Origin of the sequence: Actinomadura scrupuli (assembly GCF_050971785.1) — a bacterium.
Classification (GTDB): Bacteria; Actinomycetota; Actinomycetes; order Streptosporangiales; family Streptosporangiaceae; genus Actinomadura_E; species Actinomadura_E scrupuli.
In genome coordinates this window covers 44,895-61,295 of record NZ_JBPCCU010000003.1, presented here as the reverse complement: position 1 = coordinate 61,295, position 16,401 = coordinate 44,895, and the positions used below count along the sequence as shown (strand labels likewise).

Here is a 16,401-nt window from a genome sequence, read left to right as displayed (position 1 = left end):
AGCCATGCGTTGGAGCCGTGAATTGGAGCCGTAGGTTGGAGAGCCGTGGACAGGAGAGCGGTGGGTTGGAGCCGTGGACAGGAGAGCCGTGATGGGAGCCGTGCGTCAGGCGCCGTGTACCGCGAGGACCTCGTTGCCGCGCAGCGGGGCCGCACAGCCGTCGCAGGTGAGCAGGATCTGGAAGTCCTGTCCGCAGCTCTGATGGGAGTAGACGAGCGCCGGCCCCTCCGGCGCCCGGAACCAGCGCTGCCCCCAGTCGATCGACGTCATCACGACCGGGAAGAACGCGCGGCCCTTCTCGGTCAGGTGGTAGCTCAGCCAGTCGGCGCGTTCCGCGCCCGGCGACTGCTCGAACACCCCGAGCTCGCAGAAGACGCGCAGCCGGTCGGAGATGATGGTGGGCGGTGCGCCGAGGCGCTGCTCGAAGTCGCGGAACCGCTGCGCCCCCTGGAAGGCCGCGCCGAGCAGCGCCGCCGACCAGCGGTTGCCGACCAGTGCCATGGTCTGCGGGAACATCCCCGCCCCCTCGGCGGAGCCGCCCGACCCCGCCGACCTGCGCCGGGTGGTGGCCGCCGGGACCGAGCGGGCCCAGGTCCCGCTGGGCCCGAAGCCACCGGTGATCTCCCGTGGCTGGACCGGCTCCCCGCACGCGGCGCAGCCGAAGACGGGCAGGAAGTCACGGCCGCAGCGGCTGTGCACCATCCGGGGTAGCAGCTCGACGTGCTCGGGGACCCAGGCGGACTCCCAGGCCCAGATGGTCAGCAGGACCGGCCACAGATCCCGGCCGCGTTTGGTCAGCCGGTACTCGAACCGCTTGGCGCTGGCCTGGTACTGCGCCCGCTCGAAGATCCCCATCCCGGTGAGGGTGGCGAGCCTGCGGGTGAGGACGGCGTGCGAGATGGGCAGCGCCTCCCGCCACTCCCCGTACCGGCGGGCACCCTGCAGGGCGTACCGCAGGATGAGCAGGTTCCACTCGTCGCCGATCAGCCCGAGGGTCAGGCCCACCGCGTTGGTGTCGCCTGCGGGCAGCCGGGTGGGCCGGTCGGGTGGATGCACCAGCGCGGGTGTTCCGCCGGTGGCGAGGCGCTGCGTCACGAGAACATCGCCTTTCAGAGCCCTAGCGAGGCGGGTGCGGACTCGGCGGCACCCCAGCCGGGCAGCGAATCCCCTGCCGCCCAGGTGGCATGGGTGCCGCTGGAGATCCGCTCGGGCAGGCGCACCCGGGCGAGGGGACCGTCGGCGACCCGCGCCGCATCGAAGATCAGGCACTCGGAGCGATCTTCGTTCATGTCCGTCGTCAGGGTAACAAGATAGCCGTCGTCCTCGCCGGTGGAACCGGTACGGGGCGCCATCGCGGGCTCGCTGCCGTAGACCCCCTCCGGGAGGCGGTAGCGCTCCTCGGCCCCGGTCAGCAGGTCGTGCCGGATCAGCCCGTCGAACAGGAACCAGCCCTTCACCCCGCTCGCGGCGTAGGTGTAGCGGTGCCGGTGCCCGCCGTAGGTGTGGTTGAGCACGCCGAACTCGGAGACGGTGTCGGTGAGGCGCTCCTCCTTGCACTGGCCGGTGACCAGGTTGAGCCGCCAGCGGTGCAGCCTGCTCTGCATCCGGTCCAGCGCCAGGAAGCGGAACATCCGCTGGTAGGCGCCGCCCTCACCGGTGTCCCTGGGCTCCGGGTCGTCCTGGAAGAAGCCGTCCAGGACGATCTCGTCGCCGTCCTCGTAGGCGTTGACCCAGTGCAGGACGTACGTCGGCGCGCCCTCGAACCACCGGATCTGGTCCGCGCCGCCGCGGCGGGGGATCACTCCCAGCCGGGTCGGCAGCTCGGGGTGGAACCGGGCGGCGTAGGCGCCCTTGGCCAGCAGCTCCGGCTCCCAGAACAGCGGGCAGTCGTTGAGGATCGCGTAGTTCTCGGTGAACGCCATGTCGTGCGGCAGCCGGGGGCCGGGCAGCGGCACCTCGGTGTAGTGGACGAGCCGGTCGGCGGAGTCGACGACGCCGTAGTGGAGGTACGGTGCCGTGGTGCCGTAGTTGAAGAACAGCAGCTCACCGGTGTCGGTGTCGGACTTGGTGTGCGCGGAGACACCGCAGTCGGGGAACGCCCCGCCCCACTCGGCCCTGCCGAGGGTCTCCAGCGTCAGCGGGTCGAGCCGGTACAGGTCGCCGCACTGGTAGAAGCTGGTCAGCGCCACTCCGGCGTGCACGACGACATCGGTGCTGGAGGCGTCCTTCATCCGTCCCCGGGCGCCCCACCCGTCCTGGCGCGGCGCCATGGCCGGCCGCTCGGCGAGGCCGGCCCACAGCGCGCGGCCCGCCTCCCGCTCGGCCAGCAGCCCCTCGGTCCGCACGAACCGGTTGCGGTAGAACGCCCTGCCGTCCCGGAATCCGACGACGTGCACCATGCCGTCGCCGTCGAAGGGGTGGTAGCGCTCCAGCGCCGGGTGCACCGGGTTCTCGGTGTTGCGCAGGTACACCCCGTCGAGGTCGGCCGGGATCTCCCCGGTCACCTCCAGGTCGTCGGCCCGCCACTCCGTGGTCTGCGGGCGCCAGGGCCCGGTGCGGTACGGGTGGTCGTCGTCGTCGGGCAGGGTCGACAGCACCCGGCCCAGAATCTCCACGTCCATGGTCGTGTCTCCTAGTCCGTGCCGACGACGAAGCTGACGGTCGTGGTGGTGCTGCCGCCGATGTTGAGCGTGGCGAACCGCCGCGCGCCCTCGACCTGGGTGTCACCGGCTCGGCCGGTGACCTGACGGGACGCGTCCACCAGCATGCGCACGCCGGTCGCCCCCACCGGATGGCCGACCCCGATCAGGCCGCCGCTGGGGTTGACCGGGATGCGGCCGCCGCGCTCCAACTCGCCGTTCTCGACGGCCTTCCAGCTCTCCCCCGGCCCGGTGATGCCGAGGTGGTCGATGGCCATGTACTCCGACATGGAGAAGCAGTCGTGGGTCTCGATCCCGTCCACCCCGTCGACGCCGGCGACGCCCGCCCGCGCGAAGGCGTCGAGGGCGGCCTGCCGGACGTGCGGCAGCACGTACGGCTCGTCCCGGCCGCGCGCCAGCTTCGCCTCCAGCGGCAGGCCGACGGTGCGGTGCCCCCAGCCGAGGATGCGCGCCCGGCCGCCGAACTCGGGACGGCGCTCGAGAAAACGCTCGCTGACCAGTACCACTCCGGCCCCGCCGTCGGTGATCTGGCTGCAGTCGTGCCGCCGCAGCCGCCCCTCCACAAGGGGGTTGGCCTGGTCGTCGGCGGCGAAGCTGGCCTCGGTCAGGGCCCAGCCCCGGGTCTGCGCGAGCGGGTTGACCCGGGCGTTGGCGAAGTTGAGCTCGGCGATCGCGCGCAGGTGCGCGTCGTCGAGGCCGTAGCGGCGGTCGTACTCGTCGGCGAGCGCGCTGAACATGTACGGCCACATGAACGTCGCGTCCTGCCCCTCGTGGCCGATCCACGCGGCGGCGCCCAGATGACGGGCGGCCAGGTCGCCGGGGACGGTCCGCTCCAGTTCCAGGCCGAGCACGAGGGCACAGTCATAGCGGCCCGACTCCAGGTCGGCCATGGCCGCGAGGGCCGCGATGCCGCCGGAGGCGCAGGCCGCCTCGTGCCGGGAGGCCGGCACCCCCCACAGCTCGGGCAGCACCGTCGCGGGCATTCCGCCGAGCTGGCCCTGGCCGGTGAACAGCTGGCCGAACGCGTTGCCCACGTGGATGACGTCCACGTCGGACGGCTCGAGACCGGCGTCCTGCAGCGTCCCGCGCACCACCTCGGCCGTGAGGTCGGAGAACTCCAGGCCCTGGCGGGCCCAGTTGCGGGCGAAGTCGGTCTGATGGCCGCCCAGGATCGAAACGGCACCGGTCATCTGCTGTCTCCCCTCGGGGCCGGTCCCGCGGTCGATCGCGGAACCTCGCTTTCTTACTACAACAAGAAGAGTGACTCGTCAACGCCCGGCTCTCCGTGGCCCGGTCCGGCCGGAACCCAGGGAAGCGACCTTGTCCTACCCTCTCGGCATCACTACATTTAAAAGAGTAACACGCCGACGGAAGGACGGGCCGGATGACAGACGTCTACGTGCTGGACTATGTGCGAACCGCCAGGGGCAAGGGATCACCTCGGGGGTCACTGCACCATGTGAGCCCCGTCGACCTGGTCGTCGGCCTGCAGCACGCCCTCGTCGACCGTACCGGCCTCGACCCCGCACGGGTGGAGGACGTGATCGTCGGATCGGCGTCACAGGTGGACGAGCAGGGCGCCGACCTGGCCCGCACCGCCACGCTGCTGGCCGGATGGGGCCACGGGGTGCCCGGCGGCACGGTCAACCGGTTCTGCGCCTCGGGCATCGACGCGGTCGCCCAGACCGCCGCCCGGATCCGGGCCGGGGATCTCGGGCTGGCCGTGGCGGGAGGCGTGGAGAGCGTCTCGCGGGTGCCGATGTTCAGCGACCGGGGGCCGCTGTGGACCGACCCCGAGACCGTCCGCCGGATCGGCTCGGTGCACATGGGCATCGCCGCCGACCTCAACGCCACTCTCGACGGGTGGCGCCGCGAGGAGCTGGACGCCTACGGCGTGGAGACACAGGCCAAGGCCGCCGCGGCCTGGGACGAGGGACGGTACGACCGCTCGGTGGTCCCCGTCGACGGACCGGACGGCAAGCCGTTCGCCCGCGACGAGCTGATCCGGGCCGGCACCACCGCGGCGGGCCTGGCCGCGCTCGATCCGGCCTTCGCCGGGCTGGGCGCCGAGGGTCAGGACGCGATCGCGCTGGCCGCCCACCCCGAGGCCGGCCGGATCGACCACCTGCACACCGTGGGCACCTCCCCCGCGCTCGCGGACGGCGCGGCGCTGCTGCTGCTCGGCGACGACGCGCGGGCACGGGAGACCGGGCTCCGCCCGCGCGCCCGCATCGTCGCCGCGGCCACGGCGAGCACCGACCCCGTCATCATGCTGACCGCCGGCCAGCAGGCCGTGGAGAAGGTGATCGCCAAGGCGGGGCTGACCGCGGCCGACATCGACGTGTTCGAGTTCGCCGAGGCGTTCGCCGCGCTGTGCCTGCGGTTGCGGCGGGACCTGTCGGCGGGGCCTGAACGGCTCAACCCCAACGGCGGCACCATCGCGATGGGCCACGCCTTCGGGGCGACCGGGGCCATCATGGTCGGCGGCTGCGTCGACGAGCTGGAGCGCCGTGCCGGCCGGTACGGTGTCGCCGCCGTCAGCGGCGCCGCGGGCCTGGGTGTCGCGGTGCTGGTCGAGCGGATGGCCGCATGAGCCCCCTCGGCCCGAACCCCCTCGACCCGCGCCCGCTCGGATCGAAGCCCCTCGACGGCCAGGTCGTCGTCATCACCGGTGGCGGCCGCGGCCTCGGCCGGGCCTTCGCCCTGCACCTGGCCGGGCAGGGCGCCCGCCTGGTGATCAACAACCGCAACCGGATCGTCGACGAGCGGGGACTCGGGCCGGCCGACCACGTCGTCGCGGAGATCCGGGCGGCCGGCGGTGCCGCCGTGGCCGAGCACGGCGACGTCGCCGAGCCCGCCACGGCGGACCGGCTGGTGGAGCTGGCGCTGAGCACCTGGGGAAGGATCGACGCCTGTGTGACCAGCGCCGCGATCAGCTCTCCCGGCATGTTCCACAAGAGCGGTGCGGAGTCGTTCGCCTCGGTCATCCGCACCAACCTGCTGGGCAGCGCGCAGGTCGCCGCGGCGTGCGCGGCCGTGATGCGCGAGCAGCGGCACGGCCGCATCCTGCTGGTGGCCTCCACCGCCGGTCTGCACGGCGAGCCGACGGTCTCGGCGTACGCCGCGAGCAAGGGCGGGGTGATCGCGCTCGGCCGCTCCATCGCCGTGGAGGGTGCGGCGCGCGGAGTGTTCACCAACATGCTGCTGCCCTACGCCCTGACCCAGATGACGGACGCGGGCATGGAGTCACGGCACCGCGACCTCATGGACGCCGCCGCGGTGGCGCCGGTGGCCGCCGCGCTGTGCGACCCGCGCTGCACGCTCAACGGAGAGGTCATCGTCGCGGCCGGCGGAGGACTGCGGGTGGCGAGCTCCGTCGAATGGGGCACCGTCGCCCTGCCCACGGGTTCCGCGCTGGACCCGGCCGGGCTGGCCGGGCTTGTGGCCGACAGCCGCAAGGGGCCCGCCCACGAATACGTCAACGCCCAGGACGGCTTCCTGGACTTCGCCGAGGAGATGACCCGATGAACGCCGGCCCGCTACTGATCAACCTGCTCGTCACGGCGGTGGCCGTCACCGCCACCATGCTGGCGACCATGGCGTACGCGCTGCGCACCCGGACCCAGAGCATCGTCGACACCGTCTGGGGGCTGGGTTTCGTCGTCATCGCGGCCGTCACCTTCGCCGCCTCGGCGATCCAGGGTGAGGGCCTGACCGCACGCCGCGTCGTCGTGCTGGTCCTCACCGCCGTGTGGGGACTGCGGCTGGGCGCCCACATCCACCGGCGCAACCGGGGGCACGGCGAGGACCCGCGCTACGCGGCACTGATGCGCCGGAACACCGGCCCGGTCGCCCCGTACGTGCTGCGCACGATCTACTGGCCGCAGGGGGCGATCATGTGGGTGGTGTCGCTGCCGGTCCAGGTGGCGATGTACGAGCCGGCGGCGCTGGGCGTGGTGACCTGGGCCGGGATCGCGGTCTGGACGGTCGGGTTCCTCTTCGAGGCCGTCGGCGACCGGCAGCTCGCCCGGTTCAAGGCCGACCCGGGCAACCAGGGCAAGGTGATGGACCGGGGCCTGTGGGCCTGGACCCGGCACCCCAACTACTTCGGCGACGCCACCGTCTGGTGGGGGCTGTTCCTCGTCGCGTGCTCGCACTGGACCGGGCTGCTCACCGTCGTCGCGCCGATGCTGATGACCCACATGCTGGTCAACCGGAGCGGCAAGGCCCTGCTGGAACGGCAGATGGCCCGGCGCCGCGGCCCCGAGTACACCGACTACCTGGCCCGTACCAGCGGTTTCCTCCCCCGGCCGCCGAAACGCCGGCCGGCCGGCGCCCGCCCCTGAGACCCCGATGCGGTCCCGGCCCGGGGGCCTCAGGCCCCCGCGGCCGGGAGGTCCGCGGGCCCGGCCAGGTACTCGCGGTACTCGCGTTGCCGGCGGAAGCCGAGCTCCTCGTTGACCGCCAGCATGTGACGGTTGTCGTCGGCGTTGTCGGTCTCGATCTCGGTGACCTCGGGGCGCTCGGCCCGCAGCCATTCGAGCATGGCGGCCTTGACCCAGATGCCCAGCCGCCGCCCGCGGTGCCCGGGCACGACGACGGTGTCGTACTGCGCGGCCCGGGCGGGCGCCGCCGCGGGCACGACGATCTCGGTGAAGCCCGCCACCCGGTCACCGCGCACCGCGGCCACCGTGTAGAGCTCGTCGCCGCGTTTGGCCACCATCTCGGCCATCTCGCGGACCCGGTCGGCGTCCCAGCGCATCTGCTCGCCCGCGGGCAGCTCCGCCATCGCGACCTTGGCCTCGGCGAAACCGTCCGCGAACGCGTCGGGCACGGTGCCGGTCCACCGGACGAGCTCGTATCCGGGCGGCCCCGGCCTGAGCAGCGCCGCCAGCCGGTCCGGCCGGACGTCCGACATCCGCAGCACCAGTTCGCGCATGGTCAGCACGCAGCGGAAGCCGTGCGACTCCAGGAACGGGACGGCGGGGGCGTCGGCGAAGACCTGGGAGATGACAGTGCCGCAGTCGCTGGCCCGCAGCGCGTCGCCCGCGACCGCGAGCAGCCGGGAACCGATCCCCTGGCGCCGCCGGTCCGGACGGACCTGGACGTCGATCTCACCGGCCCGGCCGGCCTCGTGGGGAAGGCGCAGGCAGGCCACGCCGGCCATGCCGGTGTCCTCGACCGCGGCCCACAGGAGGTACCGGCTGCCGCCGCCCCATCCCAGCAGCCGGGCAGAGGTCTCGGCGAGCGTCGGCACCGGCCCGTCGGGGTGGTCGCATGCCTGGGCGGCGGCCACGACGCGGTGCCACTCCCGGATCTGGCCGTCCGACGGATCATCGACCGCGATGATGTCCATCACGCTGTTCTACCGGATCCCGGACCTCCGTAAGAGGTCCACGCGGTAAGACGCCTTGCCCCGTCGGGGGTTGCGGCGCCGAGGGCGGTCAGAGACTCCACCAGCAGTAGAGCCCGTGTCCTTTCTCCTCCGCCCGGCGGGCCAGGCCGGAGAGATCGCCGAGGAACTCGGTGAGCGCCTCCGGGTCGCCCTGGCCCCAGAACTCCTCGGTCTGCGACCACGGCACCGCCACCTCGGCGAGGCGCTCCCGATCGGAGATCGCCAGCGCCGTCGCGAGCGTGCCCGTCAGCGTGACCACTCCGTGCTCGGCCTCCTCGTCCCCCGGGTCGATGGGCTCCCCCCACCGGTCGTCCTCGATGACCTCCTCGTAGGGCCGTCCCGTCAGCAGTTCCTCCAGGGTGCCCATCTGCACCGACGGATCGATGCCCTTGGTCGCCACGGTGTCGAAGCCGCCCACGGACGGGCCGCCCGGCAGGTCGAAGGTGCCGGCGGCCGTCTCGTCGTCCGCCGCGGCGAAGTAGTCGTACAAGTTCCCCATTCCCCCATGCTCGCAGATGCCCGTACGCCCGCGACGGGTTCGGTCCGGACTCCCCTCCCGCGCACGCCCGGGCGCCGGGCCGGGCAGCCGGAGTTGGGCGGGCCCTGGCCGGGCGCATGGCTTATCCAGATGGTCCTCCGGGTACCGCCACCAGCGACAAACCAGGAGCAACCGGGGGGTTCTCATGCTCAGCATGATCCGTAAAGTGGGGCTTTCGTCCGACGTGCTCTACGCCATGGGATTCGGGTCGATCATCATGTCGGTGGCCTCGTGGACGCTGTCGAAGAAGATGGAGGCGGCGGGCATCGACCGCGCCGACCGGTGGGGCATCTTCGTCGGGGAGTGGGCGCCGGCCTTCTTCGCCCTCGGCTCGGCCATGCGGCTGGAGGAGCAGTGGGGCCCGGCCGGCGAGCCCGGGGAGCTCAGCGAGATGCGGGAGCGCTCGCGGACCGCGATGCCGGTCTGACGCGCCTCAGACCAGGTCCTTGAATTCGTGCAGGGTCAGGTCCAGCACGACGGCGGACATGACCACGAGAGTGCGCAGCGGCTCGGGGACCGGATCGGAGATCTCCACGGCGTAGCGGTCGGCGGTGGTCAGCAGTTCCGCGAGGAGCCCGGCCCATTTCTTGTTCACCAGTGCGGCCCGCCTGCCCTGGTCGTCGGACACGACGAAATGGCGAAGCGAGAGATCGCCGGTGATCGTGCCGACCGGCTGGTCCGCCGCGCCCAGCAGCGTGTAGTGGCGGGTGGTCCGCTCCGCGCGGATCGCGCCCACCAGTTCGCCGTCGGGCCGGCGTACCAGGGTGAGCCGCCTGCTCTCCTGCTGCTCGACGGTGAGCAGGGGGGCGCCGTCCGCGCCGCTCACGACCAGTGACCGCACGTCGGGCAGCGCTCCGGGCCGGGCGGCCAGCAGCGCCTTGCGGCGTGACCGCACGTCGGTCTCGGCGGCCACGGCCAGTAACGCGTTGTCCGCGTTGAAGATCTCGTATCGGACCTGTGTGGGCAGCATCTTGCGCGGCTGCTCGACTCGGAGAACCGGGAAATCGAAGAGGTCGCTCACGGATCGAGTATCACCGGAAAAACGGCTCTGGAACACGACGCGGGGGCCGGGCCGGCCCGCGCCATGCCCGAGGCTCCGCCGCTCCCCCGGATCGCCCCTGGTCGCGCGGGTCACGGACGGCTCATGCCCCGTCCCGCCGAGCCTGGAGGAGTTCGTCGAGTGCGGAGAGGATCCACCGCTCGGTGGTCTCCTTGGTGACACCGAGGCCGTCGAGGATCCGATGGCCGGCCCCCTGGTCGTCGCTGAGCAGGCCCAGCAGGATGTGCTCGGTGCCGATGTAGTTGTGCCCGAGCCGCAGCGCCTCCCGGACGGTCAGGTCCCGTACCTTCTTGGCCTGGGCGGTGAAGGGGATGTGGCCGGGCGGGACCTCCTCGCCGGGCGGGCCGGCCGCCGCGGCGACCGCGGCGCGGACCTCGTCGGGCGAGACGCCCTGCGCCTGGATCGCCCGGACCGCCAGGCTCTCCGGCTCGGCCAGCAGGCCCAGGACCAGATGGTCGGTGTCCACGTGGTCGCGTCCGGCCCGGCGCGCCTCCTCCTGTGCCTGGGTGATGACGTGCTGCGCCCGCTCGGTGAAGCGCGCCCACACCCCTGAGGCCAGCGGCTCGGGACCGTCCGCCGCGCGGGGCACGAAGCGCTTCTGCACGGCCTGTTTGCTCACTCCCATGCTCTGGCCGATGTCGGTCCAGGACGCCCCGGTCCTGCGGGCCTGGTCGACGAAGTGCCCGATCAGGTGATCGGACAGCTCGCCGAGCCGCTCCGAGACCAGGACCGCGTCGGACAGGTGCTCCAGCGCGCCTCCCTCGGGATGGCGGTTCTTGACGAAGGTGATCAGGTCGTCCAGTCGTGCCGGTAGGTTCTCCATGCGTCAACCCTAGGTTGACCCTCTTTCCATCGTCAACCCGAAGTTGACGATCAAAGGGCCGCGACCGAGGGGTTGACGACCGGCGGGTCGACGACCGAGGAGGTGCCGATCGGAGCGGGCCGGCCTGGGGGTCAGGCGGCGGGTTCGGCGTTGACGTTGTGCAGCAGCCGGCGGAAGCCGAGCACGGAGACCGCCACCGCGGCCGCTCCCAGCACGGCCACGATGCTGGTGCGCACCCAGAGGAAGAAGCCGATCGACTGGTGCAGCAGCAACCACAGGCTGATCAGGGAGTTGACCAGGAAGACCAGCGACCACAGCAGTGAGATGCGCAGGAAGAACTGCCGGACCCGGTCGTGCTCGAGGAACGCGTCGGGCATCGGCACCATGTCGGTGGCGATCTTCTGCGCGAGCGGGCGGCGGAGCGGCACCGAGCACAGAAAGGACATGCTGACCAGCAGCGTGCCGAGCGTGGGCTGCAGGAAGTAGACGACGACGCTCCCCGTGGCCGCGGCCAGGACGGCCCGGATCGTCACGCCCACCGCGGCGAGCATCAGCGTGCCGGACACCGGCCGCCGCCGCACCACCCGCCACAGCACGCCCGTGTAGACCCAGCCGACCGCCGCGATCAGCGCGCCGTGGAATCCCAGCAGCACCAGCGCCGCGTAGAACACCGCGACCGGCGCGATCACACCTTCGATGAAGTTCGGCAGCGCGTGCCGCAGCATGGCCGGCAGGCGGGGCAGGTCGAAGACCGGATGGTCGCAGGGACGATGCGCGAGTGCGGTCGCCGCTCCTGCGGAAGGAGGTTCCTCTGCGAGATCCATGCGGTCGAGGTCCATACGGTGTGGTCGTCCCCCGGTAGACGTGGAAGTGGTTCGCCGCCGATCCGCGCGGCCGACCTGAGGGTGCGTCGAGACTCGCCACACGCTACGGGATGATCGACCCGAGATTGCCGGAATCGAATCGAAATCGTGTGATTCCAGTCGCCCCATGCCGTCACCCCCTCCACGGAACGGGGTCAGGTACGGCGCCGGAACGCCGCGCGGCGGACACCACGCTCCCAGTCCGTTACGTCCGCCTGGTCGACGTCGGCTGGAGCGGCAGGAGTCGAACCTGCTTTTCGCCGGCGTTGGAAACCGGCCGCCTATCCGTTGGCTCACTCCATCGGGGTCGTTCTGCTTGGTTCGATGCGTCCGGGGCCGCGCTGGTTCGCGAACGGCGGCCACGATTTCCCGGTTCTCCCGCCACGCAACGCCGCGCCACGCCGCGCCACGCCGCCGTCGCGCGGCCCGGGCCGGGCGCGCGGCCCCGTCAGAGGTCGGGGTCGGCGGCGTTCGCGGTCGCCACCGGCCGCAGCGGCCGGCGCAGCGGGACGATCATCATGGAGAAGTCCGCGGAGGCGATGATCCGCTCCTCCGAGTCGGTGACCCGGCAGTCGACGATGACGAGCTGGCGGCCGGCCTTGAGCACCTCGGCGCGGGCGTAGACGACGTCACCGTGCGGACGGCCCAGGTAGCGGACGTGCAGATCGGCGGTGACCAGGCTCTGCTTGCCCTGCTCGAACCCGCTGCCCCGGGCCGCCGCGGTGCCCGCGGCCACGTCGATCAGGGTCGCGATGGCGCCGCCGTGCAGATTGCCGGTGCTGTTGAAGGCCTCCTCGCGCACGGGCATGGACAGCACCGCGTGCCGGGGGCCGATCTCCAGCATCTCCAGGTCGAGGAGAGTGTGCAGCGGGGTGCCGCCGCGCAGCGCGGAGCGCACGAACTCCCGATCGGACTCGGGCAGGTCGGCGATCCGGATCGTCTCCGGCGGCAGGTCGTTCATGGGGGTCATCCTATTGATGGCCGCCTTACCGGTCTTTCGCACCTGCCCGATATCTACCGAAAGTCATAGGTACATCACCGACTGTCGTTAGGTGGGCCCAAAGTTCATCCCCGGAGACCCGCACGTGGTAAACCAAAGCAGCGTCAAACGACTCTTGTGGTGAAAGTAGGCGAAGGGGGCCCGCCATGAGGCATGCACAGGACGGGGCGTCCGCGGCGATGAACGCAGCGTCCAGGGTTCTCGTGGTCCGGGGCAAGAACGAGCCCCAGGAGCTGGAGAACCCGGACGTCGCCTGGGCGGGGCGTGCCCGCGAGGGGGTCTGGGCACCGACCAAGGACGGGCAGCGGATCCATATCGGCATCGAGTGCGCGGCGGGCGACCGGCCGGCGACGGTGCTGCGGCCGAGCCTGCGGGTGTTCGTCGGCATCGAGGTGGACACCGACATCGTCGCGCAGACCACGGCGTCGGGGATCCGCCTGGTGACGGTGCTGCACGGGCCCGAGGCGCCCTCGGAGTTCCGGTTCCCCGTCACCCTCGCCGACGGCCTGGTCCTGGAGCCCATGCCGTCGGGCGGGTTCGACGTGGTGCACGTGCGGTACGGGGCGACCGTGGGCCGCTTCTACACGCCGTGGGCGTGCGACTCGATGTTCCGGCCGATCACCGCCGACTACCGGCTCGACGGATCGACGGTTGTGATGCGCGTGCAGCACGAGGGGGCGATCTACCCGGTGGTGGCGGACCCGCTGTACGCCCGCTGACCACGCGGCGCTGCCGGCGGGGGCCGGTCCGGCGCTCTCCCACACGGGCGCACTTCCCAGAGATGGTTGATCCACTCGCCCGCGGCGGGCCGCCGGGCCCGCCGGGCCGGGCGGCACGCCCGCGCTCGCGCCGATACCGGCCGCGAAGGCGAACGGTCCTCATAAACTGGGGCTAGGCCGACCGTGACGGGAGCACCGTGATCTTCACGCATGACATCGAGCACGCCCTCGGCGCCGTGGTGGATCTGATCAACACGGCGCCCGCCGCCGGCGAGGCCGAGCACCTGCCCGACCTGGCGGCCCTGCGGGCGTACGTCGAGCGCAACCGCATCAGCGACGTCCCGGAGCTCACCTCCGCCGACCTGGCGGCGGTGCGGCGGCTGCGCGCCGCCTTCCACGACGTGTTCGCCGCCGACGAGCTGACCGCCACCGTCTCACTGATCAATCGCATCGTCGGCGCCACCCGCACCTCACCGCACCTCACCGACCATGACGGGCACGACTGGCACATCCACTTCTTCGGGCCCGGTGCCCGGATCGCCGAGCATCTGGCGGCCGAGTGCGGGATGGCGCTGGCGTTCGTGGTCTCCGCCGGCGAGCTCGACCGGCTGCGGACCTGCGAGGCCCCCGACTGCGCACGGGTGCTGGTGGACCTGTCCCGGAACCGCTGCCGCCGCTACTGCGACAGCCGTACGTGCGGCAACCGCATGCACGTCGCGGCCTACCGGGCCCGGCAGCGGGAGGCGCTGGCCTGACCGCGGCGCCGCGGTCCCGATCACCCGGGGCGCCGTCGCGGCGTCATCCGGGCGGGGCGGTGCCGGACAGGGCGGCGACGGCGGCCAGCGCCCGGCGGGCGGCCGCCGGATCGTGCACCCGGAAGACGCGGGCGCCGAGCCAGGCCGAGACCCCGAGCACCGCCATGGTGCCGACCCCGCGCCGCTCGACGGGCTGGCCGAGGGTCTCGCCGATGAAGTCCTTGTTGGAGACCGCGACCAGCACCGGCCACCCGGTGGCGGTCAGCTCCCCGAGCCGCCGGGTGACCTCCAGCGAGTGCCTGGTGTTCTTGCCGAAGTCGTGCGCGGGGTCGATGAGGATCGCGTCGCGGCGTACGCCCAGCGCGGCGGCCCGCTCGGCCTCGGCGGTCACGTGCCCGACCACGTCGGCGACCACGTCGGCGTAGCCGGCGCGGTGCGGCCTGGTGCGGGGCCGTTGCCGGCCGGCGTGCGCGCAGACCAGCCCGATGCCGTGCGCCGCGGCCACCTCCGCCAGCCGCGGGTCGACGCCTCCCCAGGTGTCGTTGAGCAGGTCGGCTCCGGCCGCCGCGACGGCCTCCCCGACCTCGGCCCGCCAGGTGTCGACGCTGATCACCAGGCCGGGATGGCGTTCCCGTACGGCGGCGACGAGGTCGACGACCCGCCGCAGTTCCTCGGTCACGTCCACCTCCTCACCGGGACCGGCCTTCACCCCGCCGATGTCGACGATGTCGGCCCCCTCGGCGGCGGCCCGGCCGACCGCCGCGAGCGCGGCGTCGAAGCCGTACGTCGCGCCGCGGTCGAAGAAGGAGTCGGGGGTGCGGTTGACCACGGCCATCACCGCGAAGCCGGGGAACGTCCGGCCGCCCAGCCGCAGCGGCGGCCGCGGCGGGCAGGTCATCGGCTGGCCGGTCATCGGCGCCCTCCGCTCAGCAGGCCCCGGCGGCGGGGCCGCCGGGCGACGTACACCACACCCGCCCTGATCTCCACGTCGTGGACGGGCAGCCCGCGGCGGGCCGGCCCGCGCCGCACCTCTCCCCCGTCGAGCGCGAACCGCGCGCCGTGCAGCGGGCACTCCAGGCAGTCCTCCACCAGCCGTCCCCTCATCAGCCGGGCGGACGCGTGCGTGCATACCCAGCCGACGGCGTACAGCCGGTCGCCGTGCCGGCACAGCAGGACGGGCAGTCCCGCGACCCGGCGGATCTGGCCGGGAGCGATCTCACCGTACTCGCAGACCCGGACGAACCCGGCGTCGCGCCGGAGTCCGCCCTGGAGGCGCGCCCGGCGCCGGAGGAACCTCATAGAGATCACAGCGTCACATATCCGCGTTCCCTCGCGCCACGGTCCGCGCTTTCCGTGACCGTTCCCATACCCAGCGCGACATCGATCAAGAACGTGATTCGGTCGCGGCGCCCTCGGCTCGTCACCACCCCAAGACGGTCGCTAACCTCGTATTTCACACGCATCAGGTGAACCCCACCCGATGGACACCCGACGTTCTTCCGTCCGTAGCCAGGAGGTTCCGCTGACCAGGCGAGCACTCATCATCGGGATCACCGGGCAGGACGGCTCATACCTCGCTGAACACCTGCTCCGGCAGGGCTACGAGGTCTGGGGACTGGTCCGCGGACAGGCCAACCCGCACGTGGCACGGCTGCGCAAGCACATCGGTGACGTGCAGATCACCACGGGTGACCTGCTCGACGGGGGCAGCCTCATCTCCGCGATGGAGCGGGTCCGGCCGGACGAGGTCTACAACCTCGGCGCGATCTCGTACGTGCCCATGTCCTGGCAGCAGGCCGAGCTGACCGCGGAGATCACCGGCATGGGCCCGCTGCGGGTGCTGGAGGCGATCCGGGTGGTCGGCGGGGTCAGCGCGTCCCGGACCCCCACCGGCGAGCAGGTCCGGTTCTACCAGGCGTCCTCGTCGGAGATGTTCGGCATGGTCCGGGAGACCCCGCAGAACGAGCGGACGCCCTTCCACCCGCGCAGCCCGTACGGCGTCGCCAAGACCTACGGCCACTACATCACCCAGAACTACCGTGAGTCGTACGGCATGTTCGCGGTGAGCGGCATCCTGTTCAACCACGAGTCCCCGCGGCGCGGCGCGGAGTTCGTCACCCGCAAGGTCTCCCTGGGCGTGGCCCGGATCAAGCTCGGGCTGGCGTCCGAGCTGCGCCTGGGCAACCTCGAGGCCCGCCGTGACTGGGGGTTCGCCGGCGACTACGCCCAGGCGATGCACCTGATGATGACCCAGGAGACACCGGAGGACTACGTGATCGGCACCGGTCACACGCACTCGGTGCGAGAACTGGTCGAGTACGCCTTCTCCAGCGCCGGGCTGGACTGGCAGGAGCACGTCGTCCTGGACTCCAAGTACACCCGCCCGGCCGAGGTCGATCTGCTCTGCGCCGACCCGAAGAAGGCGCGCGACCAGCTCGGCTGGGAGCCGGACGTCACGTTCGAGGAGCTCGTCTCGATGATGGTCGAGTCCGATCTGGAGCTGCTGTCGCGCTCGGGCCGCCCCGACGACGAGCCGTTCAGCCCCGACCACTGGTGAACCCCGCCGGGCCGCCGGTGTAACGCCCCGG

General features: G+C 72.2%; 18 protein-coding genes and 1 tRNA gene. 7 read left to right on the top strand and 12 right to left on the bottom strand.

Going from position 1 to position 16,401, the window contains the following annotated elements; translation table 11 throughout:
* Positions 1-105 precede the first annotated feature (105 nt).
* The 3 genes from ACRYCC_RS14640 to ACRYCC_RS14630 are packed head-to-tail and all read right to left on the bottom strand — an operon-like array spanning position 106 to position 3,850.
* Positions 106-1,095, bottom strand: coding sequence for a winged helix-turn-helix transcriptional regulator (locus tag ACRYCC_RS14640; protein ID WP_433812305.1), 990 nt, complete (start codon positions 1,093-1,095; stop codon positions 106-108).
* A gap of 14 nt (positions 1,096-1,109) precedes the next feature.
* A complete protein-coding gene (locus ACRYCC_RS14635) occupies positions 1,110-2,621 on the bottom strand; it encodes a carotenoid oxygenase family protein (RefSeq protein ID WP_433812303.1) in 1,512 nt (503 codons plus the stop codon).
* Between the two features lie 11 nt (positions 2,622-2,632).
* Entirely contained in the window at positions 2,633-3,850 is a 1,218-nt protein-coding gene (locus tag ACRYCC_RS14630; RefSeq protein WP_433812301.1) for an acetyl-CoA acetyltransferase, read from the bottom strand.
* A 194-nt stretch (positions 3,851-4,044) separates the two neighbouring features.
* Between ACRYCC_RS14630 and ACRYCC_RS14625 the strand changes: the two genes are divergently transcribed.
* The 3 genes from ACRYCC_RS14625 to ACRYCC_RS14615 are packed head-to-tail and all read left to right on the top strand — an operon-like array spanning position 4,045 to position 7,006.
* On the top strand, positions 4,045-5,253 hold the full coding sequence (locus ACRYCC_RS14625; protein ID WP_433812299.1) for an acetyl-CoA C-acyltransferase: 1,209 nt from the start codon (positions 4,045-4,047) through the stop codon (positions 5,251-5,253).
* Positions 5,250-6,188: an SDR family NAD(P)-dependent oxidoreductase gene (locus ACRYCC_RS14620; protein ID WP_433812297.1), complete on the top strand. Its 939-nt coding sequence runs from the start codon at positions 5,250-5,252 to the stop codon at positions 6,186-6,188. The genes ACRYCC_RS14625 and ACRYCC_RS14620 overlap by 4 nt, the downstream gene beginning before the upstream one ends.
* Positions 6,185-7,006, top strand: coding sequence for a DUF1295 domain-containing protein (locus ACRYCC_RS14615; RefSeq protein ID WP_433812295.1), 822 nt, complete (start codon positions 6,185-6,187; stop codon positions 7,004-7,006). Before ACRYCC_RS14620 ends, ACRYCC_RS14615 begins: the two co-directional genes overlap by 4 nt.
* 29 nt (positions 7,007-7,035) lie before the next feature.
* On the opposite strand, the gene ACRYCC_RS14610 is transcribed toward ACRYCC_RS14615, so the two are convergent.
* Complete coding sequence (locus ACRYCC_RS14610) at positions 7,036-8,016, bottom strand: GNAT family N-acetyltransferase (RefSeq protein WP_433812293.1); 981 nt, start codon at positions 8,014-8,016, stop codon at positions 7,036-7,038.
* Positions 8,017-8,104: 88 nt separating this feature from the next.
* Positions 8,105-8,554 carry a hypothetical protein gene (locus ACRYCC_RS14605; protein WP_433812291.1) on the bottom strand — a complete coding sequence of 150 codons (450 nt, stop codon included), beginning with the start codon at positions 8,552-8,554 and terminating at the stop codon, positions 8,105-8,107.
* Positions 8,555-8,747: 193 nt separating this feature from the next.
* On the opposite strand from ACRYCC_RS14605, the gene ACRYCC_RS14600 reads away from it, so the two are divergent.
* Entirely contained in the window at positions 8,748-9,020 is a 273-nt protein-coding gene (locus tag ACRYCC_RS14600) for a hypothetical protein (protein WP_433812289.1), read from the top strand.
* A 6-nt stretch (positions 9,021-9,026) separates the two neighbouring features.
* Here ACRYCC_RS14600 and ACRYCC_RS14595 read toward each other — a convergent pair whose 3' ends face one another.
* The 5 genes from ACRYCC_RS14595 to ACRYCC_RS14575 all read right to left on the bottom strand — a co-directional run bounded on the left by ACRYCC_RS14595 (position 9,027) and on the right by ACRYCC_RS14575 (position 12,300).
* Positions 9,027-9,614: a phospholipid scramblase-related protein gene (locus ACRYCC_RS14595; protein ID WP_433812287.1), complete on the bottom strand. Its 588-nt coding sequence runs from the start codon at positions 9,612-9,614 to the stop codon at positions 9,027-9,029.
* 121 nt (positions 9,615-9,735) lie between these two features.
* Positions 9,736-10,476 carry a Clp protease N-terminal domain-containing protein gene (locus tag ACRYCC_RS14590; protein ID WP_433812285.1) on the bottom strand — a complete coding sequence of 247 codons (741 nt, stop codon included), beginning with the start codon at positions 10,474-10,476 and terminating at the stop codon, positions 9,736-9,738.
* A 131-nt stretch (positions 10,477-10,607) separates the two neighbouring features.
* Positions 10,608-11,300: a VC0807 family protein gene (locus tag ACRYCC_RS14585; protein WP_433812283.1), complete on the bottom strand. Its 693-nt coding sequence runs from the start codon at positions 11,298-11,300 to the stop codon at positions 10,608-10,610.
* A gap of 268 nt (positions 11,301-11,568) precedes the next feature.
* Positions 11,569-11,640: transfer RNA gene (locus tag ACRYCC_RS14580), tRNA-Trp, on the bottom strand.
* Positions 11,641-11,787: 147 nt separating this feature from the next.
* Positions 11,788-12,300 (bottom strand): PaaI family thioesterase, encoded by a 513-nt coding sequence (locus ACRYCC_RS14575; RefSeq protein WP_433812281.1) that lies wholly within the window; start codon positions 12,298-12,300, stop codon positions 11,788-11,790.
* 185 nt (positions 12,301-12,485) lie between these two features.
* Here ACRYCC_RS14575 and ACRYCC_RS14570 point away from each other — a divergent pair, with 185 nt between their 5' ends.
* Together ACRYCC_RS14570 and ACRYCC_RS14565 are read left to right on the top strand one after the other, a co-directional pair.
* Complete coding sequence (locus ACRYCC_RS14570) at positions 12,486-13,058, top strand: hypothetical protein (protein WP_433812279.1); 573 nt, start codon at positions 12,486-12,488, stop codon at positions 13,056-13,058.
* A 197-nt stretch (positions 13,059-13,255) separates the two neighbouring features.
* A complete protein-coding gene (locus tag ACRYCC_RS14565) occupies positions 13,256-13,813 on the top strand; it encodes a CGNR zinc finger domain-containing protein (protein ID WP_433812277.1) in 558 nt (185 codons plus the stop codon).
* 43 nt (positions 13,814-13,856) lie between these two features.
* On the opposite strand, the gene folP is transcribed toward ACRYCC_RS14565, so the two are convergent.
* Together folP and ACRYCC_RS14555 are read right to left on the bottom strand one after the other, a co-directional pair.
* Positions 13,857-14,726 (bottom strand): dihydropteroate synthase, encoded by an 870-nt coding sequence (gene folP, locus ACRYCC_RS14560; RefSeq protein ID WP_433812275.1) that lies wholly within the window; start codon positions 14,724-14,726, stop codon positions 13,857-13,859.
* A complete protein-coding gene (locus tag ACRYCC_RS14555) occupies positions 14,723-15,112 on the bottom strand; it encodes a Rieske 2Fe-2S domain-containing protein (RefSeq protein ID WP_433812273.1) in 390 nt (129 codons plus the stop codon). Before ACRYCC_RS14555 ends, folP begins: the two co-directional genes overlap by 4 nt.
* A gap of 223 nt (positions 15,113-15,335) precedes the next feature.
* On the opposite strand from ACRYCC_RS14555, the gene ACRYCC_RS14550 reads away from it, so the two are divergent.
* Positions 15,336-16,370 carry a GDP-mannose 4,6-dehydratase gene (locus ACRYCC_RS14550; protein WP_433813884.1) on the top strand — a complete coding sequence of 345 codons (1,035 nt, stop codon included), beginning with the start codon at positions 15,336-15,338 and terminating at the stop codon, positions 16,368-16,370.
* The last annotated feature ends 31 nt before the right edge of the window (positions 16,371-16,401 follow it).